Source organism: Neoroseomonas lacus (assembly GCF_014644535.1).
Lineage (GTDB): Bacteria > Pseudomonadota > Alphaproteobacteria > Acetobacterales > Acetobacteraceae > Neoroseomonas > Neoroseomonas lacus.
This window is the reverse complement of the sequence record NZ_BMKW01000002.1, coordinates 151,225-169,466: the sequence shown is the minus strand read 5'-3', so window position 1 is coordinate 169,466 and position 18,242 is coordinate 151,225. Positions and strand designations below refer to the sequence as shown.

The window sequence follows — 18,242 nt, the reverse complement described above, 5'->3', positions numbered from 1 at the left end:
GGCGGAGGGGCCGCGCGCCCCTCCCTTCCGGTCAATTCGCGGCGGCGGGCTGCGGCGCCGGCAGGGCGTTGCCGTCGCGCGGCAGGGTCAGCCCCTGGCCCGGCTGCGGGGCCGTGCCGGCCGCGGCGGTGCCCGGCGCCGTCGGGAAGCCACCGGCATTGCGCACCACGGTCTGCACGCCGCCTGCGGCCTCAGTCGCCGCGGCGTAGGCGACATCGCCCCAGAAACGGTCGAGCACGCCGACCGGCACTTCATTGAGCTGCAGCACCCGGCCGAGATCGTGCCCGTCCTGGCGGGAGATGGTCCACAGCAGTTCCACCCGTTGCGACCGGTTGCCGGGCTGGTTCACCACATCGACCTGGCCGGTGACGGCGAAGCGCGCGCCCTGGGTGGTGTCCTGTACCAGCATGCCCTGTTGGGCCAGCGCCGCGCGAATGTTGGCGGTGAGCGCCTGGTTGCCGTCCCCGGGGGCGCCGCGGACCATCGGCACATATATGCGCGGCGGGCCATGGGCGAGCAGGGCGGCCGGGTCGTTGCCCTTCAGCGCCGCCTCGGCCCGCAACAGCAGGTCGGCGATGCGCGGCGCGGCGTCGCGGGCGACACGGGCGAGCACTTCGGGGCTGGCGTCGGACCAGTCGCGCGCCGGGATGCGCGAGCCGAGCGTTGCCCCCTGCTGGCGGCCATCCGGGTCGGTGAGGGTGTAGCGGGGCACCACGGCATTGCCCTGCGTCGTCGCCTCGATGGTCAGGCGCCAGTCGAGCGGCAGGGGGTCGGTGACGGAGGCCGGCACCTCGGCGGTCAGCAGGGCGGCTGAGAGCGCCTCGGCGAAGCCCTGGGCTTGGGCGTCGCCGAGCAGGGCGCCGGCCGGCTTGGGCACCGCCAGGCGATAGGCCGGCGGGGCGGCCAACTGCGCCGCCTGGCCGCCCGGATTGCCGCGAAAAGGCTGCGGCAGGTCGCCGCAGGCCGGCAAGGCGAGGATCAGCGCTAGGGCGGCGCCGCGCAAGGCGCGGAAGGACAGGGTCATGGGCCGCGGCACTCCGATAAGTCGTTCGCTCTTGGCCTGATCCCGGCGTCCTCGGGACGTCGTTGTCAGGCCATGAGCCTGTGTCTTCAGTGGCCTGCTTGTCCGTTCGGTTCGCGGGACATCCAGCGAACGTCGCGGGCAGGACACCATGGGCGTCCCCGCTTCCGTCCCGGTGCCAGCGAGTCGCGCTAGATCATCGCGGCGCAGGTCGCGAGCAGGGTCAACAAGGTCAGCAGGCCGAGCATGTAGAGATAGGGCATGGCGCTGGTCCGGCTGTGCCTGATGGGGCGGGCGATGCTTAGAGCAGATCCTGCCCGGGTGGAATCACCCGCGGGGTGAAGATGTGCGCGGCATGAAGGCCGGAGCGGTTCCGGCCTTGGGAAACCGCCTTAGCCGCCGATCACGATCGATGACAATTGATGCCCGATCGGCCCGCCGCCCGCCAGAGTGCGCCGGCGATGGCTGAAGAAGGCGTCTTCCAGGGCGAGGGTGTCGTGCGGGGTGACTTCGGCGGCGACGCCCGCGGCGGTGAGCCGCGCCGCGCAATAGCCGGCGAGGTCGAATTGCCAGCGCCCTTCCCGCACGCCATCGGCGAAGAAGCGAGCATCGGCGGGGTCACGGGCGAGCACGGCGTCGCGCAGGTCGGCGGCGACTTCATAGGACGGTTGGCGGATGCAGGGGCCGACGGCGGTGACGATGCGCCCGCGCCGAGCGCCGAGGGCTTCCATCGCCGCGATGGTGGCTTCCAGCACGCCGGCGACGGCGCCGCGCCAGCCGGCATGGGCGGCGCCGATCACGCCCGATTCGGCATCGGCGAACAGCACCGGCGCGCAATCGGCGGTGACGACGCCAAGGGCGAGGCCCGGCCGGCGCGTCACCAGCGCATCGGCGACGGGGCGGTCATTCTCCGGCCAGGGGGTGTCGAGCACGGCAACATCGATGCCGTGCACCTGGGTCAGCCCGGCCAGGGCGGTGGCCGGGACGCCGAGGGCATCGGCGGCGCGGCGGCGGTTCTCGCGCACTGCATCGGCGTCGTCCTTGCCCGATAGCGAGCAGTTCAGCGCGGCGAAGGGCCCGGCGGAGACGCCGCCGCGGCGAGTGAAGAAGCCATGGGCCAGGCCGGGCAGGCCGGCGAGGGATTCGGCGGTGACGAATTCGGCCATCAGGATTCCTCGAAGCCGGGCAGGGTCGGCAGGCTGGGATGGCAGAGGCAAAGCGCCTTGAACAGCCGGCCCATATGTTCGGGGGCGGTAAGGCGCTGGGCGGCGGCGAGGTGGCGTGTCGCCCCACGCGGGTCGAGCCGCGCGAGGATGGCCGCGCGGGAGAACAGTCCGAGCCGGCCGAGAAACACGCCCTGCGGCAGCGGCCCCTGCACCGTCGCGCCGGCGGCGCGGGCGGCGGTGGCCAGGGCGGCGAAATCGACATGGGCGGTGATGTCGGCCGTCCCGGCCGGGCCGAGCGGGTCCGCCACGCCATGCGCCGCCATGGCCTGGAGACTGTCCCCGAAGCCGGATTCGGCCGGGCCGTAGTCGAGGAACAGCGCGGCACCGCCCTGGCTGGCCAGGCGGGCGGCCAGTGCGGCGGTGACCGCGCGGGCCGCTTCGTTCACCTCCTGGGTGGCGCCGTCCTCAGCCGGTTCGGGCAGGGGTGGGGCGTCGATGGCGGGCGCCTCGACGAAGGCGCCGGCCTGGACGAAGCGTTCCAGCCAGTTGCCGTCGCGGCGGATGAACTGGCGGATCGGCAGGGCGTCGAGGAATTCATTGCCGATGACGATGGCCGGACCTGGCGGCAGGGTGGTGATGTCGTCATGCCAGGCGGCGACGGCGGGGCCGAGGCGCTCGGCCTGGAGGGCGCGCAGGCGGGGGGAGGTCTCGACGAGATGGACGCGCAGGGCGGCGCGGCACTCCGGGACCATCTCGGCGAGGGAGCGCAGCGCATCGGCCATCAGCGTGCCGCGGCCGGGGCCGAGTTCGACCAGCAGCAGCGGGTCGGGCTTGCCCATCGCCTGCCAGGCGATCGCCGCCCAGAGGCCGAGGCATTCGCCGAAGGCCTGGGTCATCTCGGGGGCGGTGATGAAGTCGCCGGAGGCGCCGAAGGCCTGGCGCCGGGCGTAATAGGCGGCGGCGGCGCGGGCCATGAAGCGGTCGAGGCGCTCCGGCATCGCGCCGGCAGGCGCGTCGTCAGGCGTCATGCCGGCAGGCGCGTCAGGCATGGCTCTGGGGCTTGGTCCGTAGGATCAGCCAAGCGCCGACCAGGATCATCGGCAGCGACAGCAACTGCCCCATGGTCGCGCCGGCGAAGAGGAAGCCGAGATGCGCATCTGGCTGGCGGAAGAACTCGCCGATGATGCGTGCCACGCCATAGCCGGCGAGGAAGACGCCAGCGAGGAAGCCGCGCCGGGCGCGCAGGCGCTCGCTGCTGGCGAGGCTCATCAGCAGGACGAAGAGGCAGATGCCCTCCATCCCGGCCTGGTACAGCTGCGAGGGGTGGCGCGGCTCCGGCCCGCCGGTCGGGAACACCATGGCCCATGGCACATCCGGGGCGACGCGGCCCCACAGCTCGCCATTGATGAAATTGGCGATGCGGCCGAAGAACAAGCCGACCGGCACGACGCAGACGATGCGGTCCCCGAAGGCCACCCAGTCGATCGCGGTGCGGCGGCAATAGACATAGGTGGCGATGATGACGCCGAGCGCGCCGCCATGGAACGACATGCCGCCATGCCAGACCGCCAGCGCCTCCCACGGCGCGGTGATGTAGTAGCCGGGCCGGTAGAACAGCACATAGCCGAGCCGCCCGCCGAGGATGATGCCGAGCGTCACCCAGGTGACGTAGTCATCCACCTGTTCGGCGGTGGCGACGGCCGGCGTGCGCTGCACCAGCCCGCGGGCGAGCCGCCAGCCGATGACTATGCCGGCGATATAGGCCAGCGCATACCAGCGGATGGCGAGCGGCCCGACCTGGATCAGCACCGGGTCGATCATCGGGAAAGGGATGGCGAAGAGCATCAGGCGTAAGGGTCCTCGGCGTTCATCAGCACGTCCTGGACGTAGGAGCGGACGCCGTCCTCGATCGATGTCGGCGGGTGGTCGAAGCCGGCGCCGCGCAGGCGGTCCATCCGCGCCTCGGTGAAATACTGGTACTTGCCCTTGAGGTCATCGGGCATCGGGATGAAGCGGATATCGGCGTTTCGGCCGAGCGCCGCGTAGATCGCCCGCGTCAGGTCGAGGAAGCTGCGCGCCTGGCCGGAGCCGATATTGTACAGCCCCGCGGCCTGGGGGTTGCGCGCGAGCCAGAGCATCGCCGCGACACAGTCATTCACATGCACGAAGTCGCGCTGCTGGTCGCCATCGGCGATCCCCGGGCGGTCGGAGGCGAACAGCGTGGCCGGGTCGCCGGCCATGATCTGCCTGTATTTGTGCAGCACGACGGAGGCCATGCGGCCCTTGTGGTGCTCATTCGGGCCATAGACGTTGAAGAAACGCAGCCCCGCCCAGTGCGGCGGCCGGCGATGGCCGAGGGCGAGCATCTGCGCCACGCGCCGGTCGAAGGCGAGTTTCGACCAGCCATAGAGGTTGAGCGGGCGCAGCTTTGCCAGCGCCTCGACGCGCAAATCGTCGTCGAAGCCCTCGCTGCCATCGCCGTAGGTCGCCGCCGAGGAGGCATAGATGAAGGGGACGCCGGCGCCGGCACACCAGTCCCACAGCATCTGCGGCAGGGCGATGTTGGTGGCGGCGACGAGGTCGCCATCGGTCTCGGTGGTGGCGCTGATCGCGCCCATGTGGAACAGCGCCCTGACCGGCGGCGCCTTGGCGAGGAACCCGGGCAGGTCATCGGGGGCGACGATGGCCGCGATCGGGTGTTTGGCGAGGTTGCGCCACTTCACACCCTGGCGCAGGCGGTCGACCACCACCACTTCCACGCCACGAGCGCACAGCGCGGCAACCAGATTCGAGCCGATGAATCCGGCCCCGCCGGTCACAATATGCATGGTCAGCTGGTCCCGTTGCAGCCCTCGCGCTTGAGGCAGGGGCGCGGGGGGTATAGGCCCCGGTGGGACGGCCCGGCAAGCAAACGGGCATGACAGGAGAGCACCCAATGGCTGGTGATGACGGTCGCACAAAGTTCATGGACGACCTTGCGGGCATGGCCGGGGGTGCCTTTTCGGTGCTCGCCGGGATGCGTACCGAGGCCGAACAGATGGCGAAGTCCCAGACCGAGGCGCTGGTGCGCAAGCTCGACCTGGTGAAGCGGGACGAACTGGACGCAGCGATGGAGGTCGCCCGGCGAGCGCGCGAGCAGGCGGAAACCCTGGAGGCCCGGGTCGCCGCGCTGGAGGAGCGGCTTGCCGCGCTTGAGGCTGGCTCGGACAGCTCACCCGAAAGCTGAAGAAGGCTTTGCAACCGCAGCGGGCTTGCAGCGTCATTTCGCGTCTGCGTAGTCTGCCATTAGTTGTCGCCCGCCCGATTCGCCCCCCACATCTTGTGGGCCTCGGGCGGTGCCTCATGGCAAGGAGGTGCCGCATGTCCGCCTCTCTCCAGTTGGACCGCGATCGCGCGACCAACCCGTTGGACATCCTCGAGCAGATCATCGCCTCCAATGAATGGGCTTTCGAGCGCCGTTCCGATGGGGAGATGGCGGCCGAGGCTCCCGGGAAATGGTGCGATTACGGCCTACATTTCTCCTGGTCGCATGAGATCAGCGCCATGGCCTTCACCTGCGCCTTCGACCTGAAGGTGCCGGCGGAAGCGCGCGACAAGCTCTATGAGCTGCTGGCGCTGGCCAATGACCGGCTGTGGATCGGTCATTTCGGCATCGAAGCCGAGGATGGGGTGCCGGTGTTCCGCCATTCCGTGCTGCTGCGCGGCGCGCAGGGGGCGAGTGCCGAGAGCCTCGAGGACATGGTGGATATCGCCATCACGGAATGCGAGCGCTTCTTCCCGGCGTTCCAGTTCGTGCTGTGGGGCGGCAAGGCGCCGGCGGAGGCGCTGGCGGCGTCGATGCTGGATTGCGTCGGCGAGGCCTGACAGGTTTTTGCGGTCTGCGGCACACGGCTCGTTCCGGTGCCGCCCTGATTGGTCTCCCGGCTTGGCGTCAGGCTGCGCCGGATGGCGACGCGACGCGGATTATCGCCGTCATAGAGGGCGATGACGACAGCCGGCAGTCGTCGGTATCCCGGCCAAGCCGGCTGCGGCGGAAACCATGGAGGAAGGGCGGGGCCGGAAACGGCGCACCGAGGTGACGCTGGTCGGCCCGGGGCACTGAGGGCGCATCGATTTCGCAGAAATCGCCCGAAGGTGCAGGAAACTGAGTTTCCTGCCGGGGTGCTCGAGGGGCAGCGCCCCTCGACCGTCACAACCTGCGCAAACTGAGTTTCCTGCCGGGAAGCTCGAGGGGCAGCGCCCCTCGACCTTCCCCTTGCCCGCGTCAGAACCCGACGAGATCCCCGCCCTTCAGCTTCAGTATCTCGCGTGCCTCGGCGGGCGATGCGATCTCGAGGCTCAGTTCCTCGAGGATGCGGCGGATCTTCGCTACCTGCTGCGCGTTCGACGTCGCGGCCTGCCCCTTGCCGATCCACAGGCTGTCCTCCAGCCCGACGCGGACATTGCCGCCCATCATGCCCGCCATGGTCACGAAGGGCATCTGGTTGCGCCCGGCGGCGAGCACGGACCAGACGTAGTCCTTGCCGAACAGCCGGTCGGCCGTCTCCTTCATGAACATCAGGTTGCGGTGCTCGGCGCCGATGCCGCCGAGGATGCCGAAGATGGTCTGGGTGAACAGCGGCGGCTCGACCACCTTGCGGTCCAGCATATGGGCCAGGTTGTAGAGGTGGCCGATGTCGTAGCACTCGAACTCGAAGCGCGTGCCGTGCGCCTTGCCTAGCCGTTCGACGACTTGCTCGATGTCTTGGAAGGTGTTGCGGAAGATGTAGTTGGTGGTGCCTTCAAGATAGGGCTTTTCCCAGTCGTACTTGAACTTCTTCACCCGCGCGGCGGAAGGCGCGATGTTGAAGTTCATCGAGCCCATGTTGAGGCTGCACATCTCCGGCTTGGCCTGCAGCGGCGCCGCCAAGCGTTCGTCGAGCGACATGCCGAGGCCGCCGCCGGTGGTGATGTTGATGACCGCGTCGGTGGACTGCTTGATGACGGGCAGGAACTGCATGAACACCGCCGGGTCGGGCGTCGGGCGGCCGTCGATCGGGTCGCGCGCATGCAGGTGGATGATGGCCGCACCCGCCTCGGCGGCGGCGATCGACTGTTCGGCGATCTGCTGCGGCGTGATCGGCAGGTGGTCCGACATGGACGGGGTGTGGATCGCGCCGGTGACGGCGCAGGAGATGATGACCTTGGACATGACGGTTTCCTCCGCGAGAGGGCCGATCCTGCCCCCTGGGGCGTCATCCCGGAAGGGGCGGCGCCGCCCTTGGCCAGGTGTCCGGGCAAGAAAAAAGGCGGTCATCCCGAGGGATGCCGCCTTTGTCAGTTCCCGGCATGAGGCTTGCGCCTGCGCCGGACCGGCGGGACCCGAAGGCCCCGCGGCCCGGATCAGGCCGCCTTCTTTGCCTTGGCGCGCTCGATACGGCGCTTGAGGGTGATGGCTTCCACCGGCAGGCGCCGATCGGGCGTGCCGAGCAGGAAGCTATCGAGACCGCCATTGTGTTCGATCGTGCGGATGCCGTTCGTCGTCAGGCGCATCTGCACCTGGGCGGCGAGCACGTCGGACCAGAAGGAGGTTTCCTGCAGGTTGGGCAGGAAGCGCCGGCGGGTCTTGTTGTTGGCGTGGCTGACGTTGTTGCCCGTCAGGACGCCCTTGCCGGTGATGCCGCAGCGGCGGGCCATGGTGGTATTCCCGAAACGATCAGGGCGCGCGAGGGAAACCCCGCACGCGGGTGGAAATGAGGAAGGCGCGGCTTTTGGCCCAGACGGGCCGCCGCGTCAAGTCCGTGACGGCTTCTTATGGCCTCTGGATCCAGGGGTGGCGCCGGTGTTCGAACACGCTTTTCGCCGGGGCGGGAAAGCCCGGATCGGCGAAGGCACCGACCGCGACGGCGAGGTCACCGGGGCGCCGTTCCGGCTCCCAGAAGACCGTCGAGCCACAATCGGGGCAGAAATGGAAGCGCAGCGCATGGCCGCTGTCGCCGCGCCGGATGCAGGCGCTGGCCCGGCCTTCGTTGGTCACATCGTCCCGCCCGAAAAAGGCGGCGATGCCGAAGGCGCTGCCGGTGCGGCGCTGGCAATCGAGGCAATGGCACAGCGAGACCAGGCGACGCTCGCCACGACATTCAGCCCGCAACTGCCCGCAGGCACAGGCGGCGATGTGGGCGGCGGCGGTCACGCCGGGCGCGTGTCGCCCGGCGGCTGGCGCGCTTCGTTCAATTCGCCGCTTTCGACGGAGGCGAGCGCGTTGCGCAGCACCGAGGCGACCGCGCGGTCGTCCATGGTGCGCGCCAGCAGGCCAAGCGCGCCGCCCAGCAGAGCGGAGGCGATGGAGATCGGCGCGATCTGCTGTTCCATCATGTACTCGATCGCCTTGTCTACGACCGAACCGGCGTGGCTCAGATCCTCCGGGGTCATGTCCGCGGGGTCCTGCTGCATGCGGCGTACTCCATTGAGTGACTGTTGAAGATTGGAACGGGGGCGCCGGGGTGTAACCCCCGGCCGCGGCTTCTAGCCGACGCTCTCGCCGAGCCGATCGGCGCGGGGGCGGTCGAGATCTGCCTCGGCCTGGGCGCGGGCGGCGGCTTCGGCGGCGGCGACGGCCTGGGCCTGGCGGCGCCACATCTCCGCATACAGGCCGTCGGCGGCGATCAGGCTGGCATGGGTGCCGCGTTCGGCGATGCGGCCATCCTGCAGGACGATGATCTCATCCGCCTCGACCACGGTGGACAGGCGGTGGGCGATGACCAGCGTGGTGCGGTTGCGCGAGACGTCGCGCAGGGCGGTCTGGATCTCCTGCTCGGTGCGGGTGTCGAGCGCGCTGGTGGCTTCGTCGAGGATGAGGATACGCGGGTCCTTGAGGATGGTGCGCGCGATCGCCACACGCTGCTTCTCCCCGCCGGACAGCTTCAGGCCGCGTTCGCCCACGCGGGTGGCGTAGCCCTCGGGCAGGCGGAGGACGAAGTCGTGGACCTGGGCGGCGCGGGCGGCGGCCTCCACTTCCTCATCGGTGGCGCCGGGGCGGCCATAGGCGATGTTGTAGCGGATGGTGTCGTTGAACAGCACGGTGTCCTGCGGCACCACGCCGATCGCGTGGCGCAGGCTGGATTGCGTCACGCCGCGCACATCCTGGCCATCGACCGAGACGGCGCCGCCGGTCACGTCATAGAAGCGGAACAGCAGGCGGGAGACGGTGGATTTGCCCGCGCCGGTCGGGCCGACGATGGCCAGCATCCGCCCCGGCGGGACGGTGAAGGAGACACCCTTGAGGATCTCGCGGTTGGGCCGGTAGCCGAAGCGGACATCGTCGAAGCGGATCTCGCCGGCGCCACGCGCCAGGGGCACGGCATCGGGGGCGTCGCGCACCTCGGGCGGGACTTCGAGCAGGCCGAACATCTGCTCCATGTCGGTCAGCCCCTGCTTGATCTCGCGATAGGCGAAACCGAGGATGTTGAGCGGCAGGTACAGCTGGATGAGGTAGGTGTTGACCATCACCAGGTCACCCACCGTCATGGTGCCGGCGGCGATGCCAGAGCCGGCCAGCAGCATCGTCACCGTCAGCCCGACCGCCATGATGAAGGCCTGGCCGGCATTCAGCATGTTCAGCGTCGTCTCGGACCGCACATAGGCGCGTTCGTAGCGCGTCAGGCTGTCCTCGTAGCGGTGCGCCTCATGCGCCTCATTGCCGAAATACTTGACCGTCTCGTAGTTCAGCAGGCTGTCCACCGCCTTGGTGTTCGCCTCCTCATCCACCTGGTTCATCGTGCGGCGGAACGCCAGGCGCCAGTTGGTGAAGGTGAGGGTGAAGGCGACATAGGCGACGATGGTGCCGACCATGGTCAGCGCGAAGGACACGGCGAACATCCACCACAGGATGGCCGCGACGAACAGGATCTCGACGATGGTCGGGATGATGTTGAACAGCAGGAAGTTCAGCGAGGTGGCGATGCCGCGTACGCCCCGCTCGATCACCCGCGACAGGCCGCCGGTGGCGCGGTCCATGTGGAAGCGCATCGACAGCGCGTGCAGGTGTTCGAACACCATCAGCGCGACGCGGCGGCCGGCGCGCGCCTGCACCTTGGCGAAGACGGCGTTGCGCATTTCCCCGAGCAGCGAGGACATCACGCGCAGGATTCCGTAGCCGAGCAGGAGTGCGACCGGCACGGTGACGGCCGCGCCGACGCCGGATTTCGGCGCCAGCGCATCGACCGCATGGGCATAGACCATCGGCACCAGCACATTCGCCGCCTTGGCCGCGGCCAGCAGCAGCAGCGCGGCGACGACGCGGATGCGCAGCTCCACCTCCCCCTTCGGCCACAGATAGGGGGCCAGGCGCATCAGGGCGCGGACATGGTTGTCGCCGGCGGCAGGCTTTGCTGAGGGCACGCGTTTCGGACTCCGGTCGGGACCCGCCAGATGGGGTGGGCGAGCGATCTGGGGAAGCGCCCGCTACGCATGGGCGCCATCCACGCGCCGGATGCAAGGCCCCGCGGTGTGAAGCCGTGCATTGCCAGCGGGGTGGCCACGCGCTGAACATCGTTCTTCCGTCGGGCCGCGTGCGTGACCACCACGCGCCCCTGTTTCACGTCTTTGCCGCCGGACTCCGCATGACACCCGAACTCGAGGCCAAGCAGCATCGCATCGCGGCGCTGGCCGGGCCGATCCGGCCGATCGCCGGCAACCTCCCGATCGCGGCGACAACCGCGATCAAGATCACCCGCGCCCTGATCTCGGCCGGCCCGTCCAACCAGATCGCACCCTTCAGCGGCGGCAGCTGGGGCGGGCAGGTTCCCGCCGGCGGGCCACGCGGCCTGCGCAGCTTCGACCGGCCGGAAAAGCGGCCGGACGACCCCTTCGCAATCCGCCGCCTCGGCGCCGAGCTGGACCGCTGGATGACCTCCACCATCGCGACGGGCCAGGTCGATACCGGCGTGGGCGAGCTCGACTACGACGAGGCCTATGCCATGACGCTGTCCAACCTCGATCCTTACCGGATCGACCATCTGGACGAGATCGCGCATCTGGCGATCCGGCACGGTGCGGGCAATTGCGGCTACATCGCCTCGACCGCCTTCGCGCTCATGCGCCATGCGGGGGTGGCGCCGCTCGACCTGATCCTGATCCTGCCGCGCAGCGGGCCGCGCTTCTTCCGCAACCACACCGTCGCGGTGCTGGGCATTCCGGATGTTTCGGGCAACCAGAAGGAACCGCCCTTCGACCAATGGGCCGATACCGCGGTGCTCGCCGATGCGTGGCAGGAGGAGATGAGCATGCCGGCCTCGGTGCTTGCCGATCGCTGGCCACGCGATACCTATCACTACCTCTCCTACGCCCGCGTCCGGCCCCGCTCCTGAGCAGCCTGTCCCGCGCCAACATCCGAGGCCGCATGCCCGACCCCGCCCTCCAGCGCCACATCGATGCCTGCAATAACATCGGCTCGCCCGCCGGGCTGATCCCGTTCCGCATCGGCGCGGCGCAGGTCGGCTGGGTTTCCCCCGACCTCGCCCAGGCGCTGACCTTCCGGCCGCGCGACTTCCATTTCGACCGCGACGGGGTGGCGCTCGCCGCACGGCTGCGCAGCCCGGGCATGCGCAGCGAGGCGCTGTCGGAGGTGCTGCCCGCCCTGGCCGCCGGCGGTTTCCTGCGCATCCGCCGCGAGGCCTTCGACGTGCGCGCGACCAGCACCGGGCCGGCGCTCGCCGCACTCGACCGTGGCGCCCTGCCGGCCTTCGGCGTGATGTCCCAGGGCGTGCATGTGAACGGGCTGGTGCGCCGGGCGGATGGGCTGCATGTCTGGGTCGGGCTGCGCGCCAAGGACAAGGCCGTCGCCCCCGGCCAGCTCGACAACATCGTCGCCGGCGGCATCCCGGCCGGGCTTACGCCCGAGGAATGCCTGGTGAAGGAAGCGGCGGAGGAAGCCTCGCTGCCGCCCGAGCTCGCCATCGCCGCACGGCCGGCCGGGCGGGTCTCCTACGTCATGGCCAATGCCGAGGGGCTGCGGCGCGACGTGCTGCATTGCTACGACCTCCACATCCCCGAGGGCGTACTGCCCATCCCCAATGACGACGAGGTCGAGCGTTTCGAACTGTGGCCCGCGACCCGCCTGCTGGAGGCGGTGCGCGAGGGCGATGGCATCAAGTTCAACGTCAACCTGGTGCTGATCGACCTGTTCCTGCGAGAGGGTTTGGTCGCCGACCCGGACGGGATGCTGCGCGCGGGGCTCGACCAGGGACCGGATTGATCAGCGCGTCACGCGATGACGACGGCGCAGGCAACCGGCGGTCAACCCTTCGGCAACAGGTCGTGCCTCATTCTCGTCGGGCGACGCTTTGCGCCAGATTGCAACCGTGGCGGGCTGGACTCAGGCCACGACCGCGGTCCTATGATTCACCGTGCGTCCCGGCCTGGCGGGATCGCCGTCCGGAGCGATGCTGATGACCGCCACCCGCATCCTGCCCCGCCTGGCCCTGCTCGCTTCTGTCGCGCTGCTGCCAGGTTGCGGGTTGACCCTTGAACGCACCGAACGTGTCCAGGGACTTGAACGCGACCTTGCCGCGTCCGAAGCGCGCGGCCGCGACCTCACCGCCCAGGTGGCGACGCTGCAAGGCACGCTGGCCACCGAGCGCCAGGCCCGCGGCGACCTGAGGCAGGTCGAACGGAGCGTGGCGCAGGCCCGCGCCGCGCTCGGCACCGCCCAGCGTGGCCGCGGCACGGCCGAACAACAGGCCGCCGGGCTGGCCCAGCAGGCCGAGGCCGAGGAGCGACGCCTCGCCAGCCTGCGCGGGGAAGCCGGGCAGACGCAGATGATGCTCGACGAGCGCCGCGCCGGGGTGGCCGATGCCGAGTCCCGCCTGAGCGGATTGCGCCAGCAGATGACGACGGAACAGCAACGCATCACCGCGCTGCGTGGCGACATTGCCGCCTTCGAGGCCCGCGTCGGGACGCTGGGCGGGCAGGCGAGCGGGGAGGAACGCCGCCTCGCCGGCCTCCGCGCTGAAGCGGCCGCCGCGGAACAGCGTCTTTCCCAGCTTGGCGCCAACGCCGGGGCCGAGGAGCGCCGCCTCGCCGAATTGCGTGCCCGCGCCGCCGAACAGGCGGCACGCATCGCCGAGCAGGAGGCCCGTCTCGCCGCCGCGCGCGACGCCGCGACCGCCGCCCAGGCCGAGGCCGCCACGCGACGGACGGCGGCGACGCAGCTCAGCGGCGAGGTCGCCCGGCTGACCACCTCCCGCGACCAGACAGCGGCCGAGCTGCGTGGCCTGCAGACGCGGGTGACCGAATTGCGCGGCAGCGTGGCCGAGGCCGAGCGCCAGCTCGCCCAGCTGCGCGAGTCGGCCGCCGCCGAGGAGCGCCGCGTCACCACGCTGCGCGACCAGGGGCAGACGGCCGAGCGCACCCTGGCCGAGCGGCAGGCCGCGGCGCGGGAGGCCGATCGCCGCGCGGCCGAGCTGATCCGGCGGGCGGAGGAGGAAGCCGCCCGCGGTCGCGCGCAGGCCGAGGCGGCCCGGGTCGAGGCCGCGGCGGCCCAACGGCAGGCCGAGGCCGCGCGTGCCGAACTCGCCGCCGCCCAGCGCCAGCGCGCGGAGCTGACCACCCAGTCCGAGGCGGCGCGCAACGAAATCGCGGCTTCCGAACGGCGACGGGCCGAACTGGCCGGGCAGGTCGCGGCGGCGGAGACGCGGCTGAATGACCGGCGCGGCGAGCTGAACGACGTGGAGACGCGGCTGCGTGTGGCGCGGGAGGCGCTGCAGGGCTCGCCGGTGACGGTCATCGCGCCGGTGCCGGACGCGCCCGCTGCGACGCCGGCGCCGCGCTGACCCGCGGAGAGGGGCTCTGCCCCTCTCCGGTTCCAAACCTTCGGGCGTGAGGGGCGCCGCCCCGCCAGCCTTACCGTTCCTCGCCTCGGGCAAACCGCGCGCGATGCCAGGCGATCAACGGCGCGGCCGACTCCACGGCCCAGGGGCCGAGCATCATGCAATGCGGCATGGCTGTTAGCAGCAGGTGCTCGCCGCCGAGGAAGCGGCTGATCGCGGCATCCTGGCCGGCCGGGTGGCGCTCGGCATCGTCGCGCCCGGCCTCGACGACCAGGCTGGGGATGGTGGCGAAGCGGGCCGGGTCGACCAGCACGCGCAGGGCGTAACGATCGTTCAGCGCCCGTGGCGATTCTGGCGACAGCGCCGCGAGGTAGCCAGCCAGCCCCGCCGGCCGCTCGCCACCAAGGAAGCGGGTAACGGCCAGGGCCTCGGCCGGCGGTGGGATCAGCGCGCCCTCCGGCACGGTTGGCACGGCGGCGACGCCTGGCATGTTGCCCGGCGGGGAGGGGGCGACCAGCAACAGGCCGGCGACGCGCGGCAGGCGCATCGCGGCGCGCATGGCGATGAGTGCGCCGAGGCTATGGCCGAGCAGCACCACCGGGCCGCCGAGCGCCATGGCGGCGGCGACGGCGTCGGTCGCGTAGTCCTCGATGCCGGTGGCCGGCTCGGCGGCGGTGGCCAGGCTGCCCTTGCCGCGCGTCTCCAGCGCCGCCGCGGCGATGCCGGCCTCCGTGAAGATCGCCATCCAGGCGGCGAAGCACCAGGCACCGTGATAGCCGCCGGGGATGCACAGGATGGTCGGGCCGACACCTTTGGTGGCGAAGAACGCCGCCCGGTCGCCGGCCGGGCGGCGCGTGCCGGGCGACGCGAGGCCGGCGGGTGGGGCGATGCTCACTCCGGCTCGATGCCGGCGATGCGCACCCATTCCTGCCAACGGGCGCGGTCATCGACCAGGAAGCGATCCATCTCGGCGCCGGTCATGAAACCGGGCGTCAGGCCCTGGCGGGTAACGGCCTCGACCAGGGTGGGGTCGGCCGCCGCCTCGCGCAGCAGCGTCTGCATGCGGTCGAGGATGGGCCGTGGCGTGCCGGCCGGCGCCGTGAGGCCGAACCAACCCTGCACGACGAAGTCGGGGATCGTCTCGGCGACGGTCGGCAGCTCCGGCATCAGCGGCGATCGCTGCGGGGAGGTGACGGCGATCGGCGTCAGGCGGCCCGATTGCAGCGCGGCGGCGGCCGAGAGGCTGTCGAGGAAGGCGAACTGGATCTGCCCGCTGATCAGGTCGGGCATGATCTGGGTGATGTTGCGATAGGCCGCGCCGGTGATCTCGAGATCGGCGCGCGCCTTGAGCAGCGCCGACGGCACCAGCGAGGAGGAGGAGTAGTAGCCGAAGAACATCCGGTCCGGATTGGCGCGCGCCTGGGCGACCAGCGCCGGGATGGTCTTGTAGGGCGCCTCGGCGGGCACCACGGCGATGGTCGCGAAGGTGCCGAGCATGCCGACATGGGCGAAGTCGCGCACCGGGTCGTAGGGCAGGCGGCGATAGAGGAAGGCATTTGCCGAATGGGTCGAGTTGGTGGCGATGAGGAAGGTGTAGCCGTCCGGCGCGGCCTGCTTGGCGGCCTCGGTGCCGGTGATGCCGCCGGCGCCGGGGCGGTTGTCCACCACCACGGGCTGGCGCAGATGCGGCTCGAGGAAGCGGCCAAGGGTGCGGCCGATGAAATCCGCCGCGCCGCCGGCGGCGGAGGGGATGATCAGGCGGACCGGGCGGTTCGGCCAGTCGGCCTGGGCGCGGGCGGTGCCTGCGGCGAGCGGCGCGGCGGCGAGGCCGGCGAGCAGCGCGCGGCGTTGTGGGTGATGGGCCATGATGGGGCGTCCTCCGTCGAATCGCGGCGGAGCATTGCGCATCGGGCGGGTCTTGGCATCCCGGGCCTTCCCCCTTCGGCATGCCGCCGGCACTCGCCTTGATGCGATCAGGCGAGCGGCCAAGCCCTGATGGCCCTGGCGTGCCCGGGCCGCGCGATACCGTTCCGCCGCCGTGCGGGGATCGAGGCGGGTCAGAGGTACTGCATGAAGCTCAGGTAGTACCTGCTGTTGCACCAACCCAGAACAACGCAGGTGTTGGGGTCGTCGAGATCGCTGCGCATGCCGTCAGGGATGCGGTGCTGCGCGACGTCGAAATCGACAGGCTTGATGACGATGCGCAGGCCGTCCGCGTCCTGCGCAAGGGCATCCATGTCGTCCTGGACGAAGTCGGGGTCGTCTATCTGGAGCATGCCCGACGGTGTGCCATGGACGCCGCTGTAGATCACGATGTCCGTCTTGCGAAGGTCATCGACCAGGTAGGTGATCAGGTCATCCAGCCCACCATCACCGTCGAGCGAGATGTTCTCTCCGGATCCGACGATGGTGTTGTCCCTGAAGAAGCTCCACTTCACGAGGACATAGGCGCTCAGGCTGCCTGGATCAGACGATTCGCTTCCGGAAGATTCCTCGTCGTCAGAACTTTGGTTGAGCGAGGTGGACATGCGGCGACGTCTCCCGACCTCGTCTCTGCCAACGGTATTGGGGCGCCGGCTCACCGCCGCGCAGAGAAAAAGAACCGGGCGCGAGCATGCTCGTGAGGAACATGTAATTCAACCAGGAAGATAGGCGGTTCGATGTGCGCCCCGGCCGACGTTCGCCGCGGAAAGGATGGAGCGGGCGAAGGGAATCGAACCCTCGTCACTTGGTTGGGAACCAAGAGCTCTACCATTGAGCTACGCCCGCAACGCCCCCCGTATAAGCGGCCCCGGGGGCGCTGGGCAAGCCACCTGCTTGACCGCCGGCCCCGGCCGGGCGTAACGACGCGTTCGGCGGAAACGCCCCTCGCGATTTGTCCGGCCAGCTTGCGGCGAGGTCCCTTCACCGGGGCGCATCTCCAGGGATGCGGAAAACAAACGCGCTAAACGGCCGTGCGGGCGCCACGCGTCCGCCGCCCGCGAAGGGCCGGACACAGCCCCATTGTCGCGAAGGTGCGCCCTCATGGCCAAGTCCCGTTCAGACCGTCCGCTCCGCCCTGCCACGCTGCTGGTGCGCGGCGGGCAGATGCGCTCGGATTTCGACGAGACCTCCGAGGCGATGTACCTCACCTCCGGCTTCGTCTACGACAGCGCCGCCCAGGCCGAGGCGACCTTCGCCGGCACCGTGCAGCACTACCAGTATTCGCGCTTCGGCAACCCGACCGTGGTGATGCTGGAGGAACGCATCGCCGCGCTGGAAGGCGCCGAGGCCTGCCGCGCCACCGCCACCGGCATGGCGGCGGTGCACGCCGCGATGCTGTCCCACCTCAAGACCGGCGATCGCGTCGTCGCCTCGCGCGCGCTGTTCGGGTCCTGCCACTGGATCGTCTCGACGCTGTTGCCGCGCTACGGCATCGCGACCGAGTTCGTCGATGGCGCCGACCTCGCCCAGTGGGAAGCCGCGCTGTCGAAGCCGACCGCGCTTGTGCTGCTGGAGACGCCATCCAACCCGATGCTCGAGATCGTGGATATGCGCGCGGTCTGCACGCTGGCCCACAAGGCCGGCGCGATCGTCGTGGTGGACAATGTGTTCGCCACGCCGCTGTTGCAGAAGCCGATGGCCTTCGGCGCCGATGTCGTCGTCTATTCCGCCACCAAGCATTTCGATGGCCAGGGCCGAGTGCTTGGCGGCGCGGTGCTGGGGAAGAAGAAGTGGGTCGAGGAGGTGTTGCAGCCCTTCATCCGCAACACCGGCCCGTCGATCAGCCCGTTCAATGCCTGGACCATCCTCAAGGGGCTGGAGACGCTGCATCTGCGCGTGCCCGCCATGTGCCGCTCCGCCGCGGCGGTCGCCGACATGCTGGGCGAGCGGGCGGAAGTCTCGCGCGTGCTCTACCCGTTCCGCGACGACCATCCGCAGCAGAAGCTGGCGATGGCGCAGATGAGCGCGGGCGGCACGCTGGTCACCTTCGACCTGAAGGGCGGCAAGGAGGCCTGCTTCCGCTTCATGGACGCGATGCGGCTGATCGACATCTCGAACAATCTCGGGGATGCGAAGTCGCTGGCGACGCATCCGGCGACCACGACGCATATGCGCGTCGGCGCCGAGGAGCGCACGCGCCTGGGCATCACCGACGGCACGGTCCGGCTGTCGGTCGGGCTCGAGGATGTCGCCGACATCATCGACGACCTGTCCGAGGCGCTCGATGCCGCCGCCCCCGCGGCGCGCGCGGCGGAGTAGCGCGCC

General features: G+C 70.3%; 19 protein-coding genes and 1 tRNA gene. 6 read left to right on the top strand and 14 right to left on the bottom strand.

From position 1 onward, the window contains the following. Positions 1–31: 31 nt before the first annotated feature. From IEY36_RS04185 to rfaD, 5 genes are all read right to left on the bottom strand, one after another. Entirely contained in the window at positions 32–1,024 is a 993-nt protein-coding gene (locus IEY36_RS04185) for a hypothetical protein (RefSeq protein WP_188965678.1), read from the bottom strand. A gap of 389 nt (positions 1,025–1,413) precedes the next feature. Beyond that, on the bottom strand, positions 1,414–2,187 hold the full coding sequence (gene pgeF / locus IEY36_RS04180) for a peptidoglycan editing factor PgeF (RefSeq protein WP_188965677.1): 774 nt from the start codon (positions 2,185–2,187) through the stop codon (positions 1,414–1,416). Then, on the bottom strand, positions 2,187–3,236 hold the full coding sequence (locus IEY36_RS04175) for a class I SAM-dependent methyltransferase (RefSeq protein ID WP_229681107.1): 1,050 nt from the start codon (positions 3,234–3,236) through the stop codon (positions 2,187–2,189). The genes pgeF and IEY36_RS04175 overlap by 1 nt, the downstream gene beginning before the upstream one ends. Beyond that, positions 3,229–4,032, bottom strand: coding sequence for a prolipoprotein diacylglyceryl transferase (gene lgt / locus IEY36_RS04170; RefSeq protein ID WP_188965675.1), 804 nt, complete (start codon positions 4,030–4,032; stop codon positions 3,229–3,231). Before lgt ends, IEY36_RS04175 begins: the two co-directional genes overlap by 8 nt. After that, positions 4,032–5,015, bottom strand: a complete 984-nt coding sequence (rfaD, locus tag IEY36_RS04165; RefSeq protein ID WP_188965674.1) for an ADP-glyceromanno-heptose 6-epimerase — start codon at positions 5,013–5,015, stop codon at positions 4,032–4,034. Before rfaD ends, lgt begins: the two co-directional genes overlap by 1 nt. 107 nt (positions 5,016–5,122) lie before the next feature. Between rfaD and IEY36_RS04160 the strand changes: the two genes are divergently transcribed. Both IEY36_RS04160 and IEY36_RS04155 read left to right on the top strand, forming a co-directional pair. Next, the gene (locus tag IEY36_RS04160; RefSeq protein ID WP_188965673.1) at positions 5,123–5,413 is read left to right on the top strand and encodes an accessory factor UbiK family protein; all 291 of its coding nucleotides are present in this window, start codon (positions 5,123–5,125) and stop codon (positions 5,411–5,413) included. A 134-nt stretch (positions 5,414–5,547) separates the two neighbouring features. Beyond that, complete coding sequence (locus tag IEY36_RS04155; protein ID WP_188965672.1) at positions 5,548–6,051, top strand: type III secretion system chaperone family protein; 504 nt, start codon at positions 5,548–5,550, stop codon at positions 6,049–6,051. Positions 6,052–6,451: 400 nt separating this feature from the next. On the opposite strand, the gene IEY36_RS04150 is transcribed toward IEY36_RS04155, so the two are convergent. From IEY36_RS04150 to IEY36_RS04130, 5 genes are all read right to left on the bottom strand, one after another. Beyond that, on the bottom strand, positions 6,452–7,378 hold the full coding sequence (locus tag IEY36_RS04150) for a BKACE family enzyme (RefSeq protein WP_188965671.1): 927 nt from the start codon (positions 7,376–7,378) through the stop codon (positions 6,452–6,454). Between the two features lie 191 nt (positions 7,379–7,569). Further along, positions 7,570–7,863, bottom strand: a complete 294-nt coding sequence (rpmB, locus tag IEY36_RS04145) for a 50S ribosomal protein L28 (RefSeq protein WP_188965670.1) — start codon at positions 7,861–7,863, stop codon at positions 7,570–7,572. A 115-nt stretch (positions 7,864–7,978) separates the two neighbouring features. Then, positions 7,979–8,359, bottom strand: a complete 381-nt coding sequence (locus IEY36_RS04140; protein ID WP_188965669.1) for a GFA family protein — start codon at positions 8,357–8,359, stop codon at positions 7,979–7,981. Next, on the bottom strand, positions 8,356–8,619 hold the full coding sequence (locus IEY36_RS04135) for a hypothetical protein (RefSeq protein ID WP_188965668.1): 264 nt from the start codon (positions 8,617–8,619) through the stop codon (positions 8,356–8,358). The genes IEY36_RS04140 and IEY36_RS04135 overlap by 4 nt, the downstream gene beginning before the upstream one ends. Positions 8,620–8,691: 72 nt before the next feature. Then, positions 8,692–10,518, bottom strand: coding sequence for an ABCB family ABC transporter ATP-binding protein/permease (locus tag IEY36_RS04130; protein ID WP_188966094.1), 1,827 nt, complete (start codon positions 10,516–10,518; stop codon positions 8,692–8,694). Positions 10,519–10,787: 269 nt separating this feature from the next. Here IEY36_RS04130 and IEY36_RS04125 point away from each other — a divergent pair, with 269 nt between their 5' ends. The 3 genes from IEY36_RS04125 to IEY36_RS04115 all read left to right on the top strand — a co-directional run bounded on the left by IEY36_RS04125 (position 10,788) and on the right by IEY36_RS04115 (position 13,997). Further along, a complete protein-coding gene (locus tag IEY36_RS04125; protein ID WP_188965667.1) occupies positions 10,788–11,534 on the top strand; it encodes a hypothetical protein in 747 nt (248 codons plus the stop codon). A 32-nt stretch (positions 11,535–11,566) separates the two neighbouring features. Then, positions 11,567–12,421, top strand: a complete 855-nt coding sequence (locus IEY36_RS04120; protein ID WP_188965666.1) for an NUDIX hydrolase — start codon at positions 11,567–11,569, stop codon at positions 12,419–12,421. A gap of 193 nt (positions 12,422–12,614) precedes the next feature. Next, entirely contained in the window at positions 12,615–13,997 is a 1,383-nt protein-coding gene (locus tag IEY36_RS04115) for a hypothetical protein (protein ID WP_188965665.1), read from the top strand. A 70-nt stretch (positions 13,998–14,067) separates the two neighbouring features. Here IEY36_RS04115 and IEY36_RS04110 read toward each other — a convergent pair whose 3' ends face one another. The 4 genes from IEY36_RS04110 to IEY36_RS04095 form a co-directional block, all read right to left on the bottom strand. Then, positions 14,068–14,889: an alpha/beta hydrolase gene (locus IEY36_RS04110; RefSeq protein ID WP_188965664.1), complete on the bottom strand. Its 822-nt coding sequence runs from the start codon at positions 14,887–14,889 to the stop codon at positions 14,068–14,070. Further along, entirely contained in the window at positions 14,886–15,860 is a 975-nt protein-coding gene (locus IEY36_RS04105) for a Bug family tripartite tricarboxylate transporter substrate binding protein (protein WP_188965663.1), read from the bottom strand. The genes IEY36_RS04110 and IEY36_RS04105 overlap by 4 nt, the downstream gene beginning before the upstream one ends. Before the next feature lie 191 nt (positions 15,861–16,051). Next, positions 16,052–16,522, bottom strand: a complete 471-nt coding sequence (locus tag IEY36_RS04100) for a hypothetical protein (protein WP_188965662.1) — start codon at positions 16,520–16,522, stop codon at positions 16,052–16,054. Between the two features lie 167 nt (positions 16,523–16,689). Further along, positions 16,690–16,763, bottom strand: a tRNA-Gly gene (locus tag IEY36_RS04095). 255 nt (positions 16,764–17,018) lie between these two features. On the opposite strand from IEY36_RS04095, the gene metZ reads away from it, so the two are divergent. Beyond that, positions 17,019–18,236 (top strand): O-succinylhomoserine sulfhydrylase, encoded by a 1,218-nt coding sequence (gene metZ / locus IEY36_RS04090; protein ID WP_188965661.1) that lies wholly within the window; start codon positions 17,019–17,021, stop codon positions 18,234–18,236. The last annotated feature ends 6 nt before the right edge of the window (positions 18,237–18,242 follow it).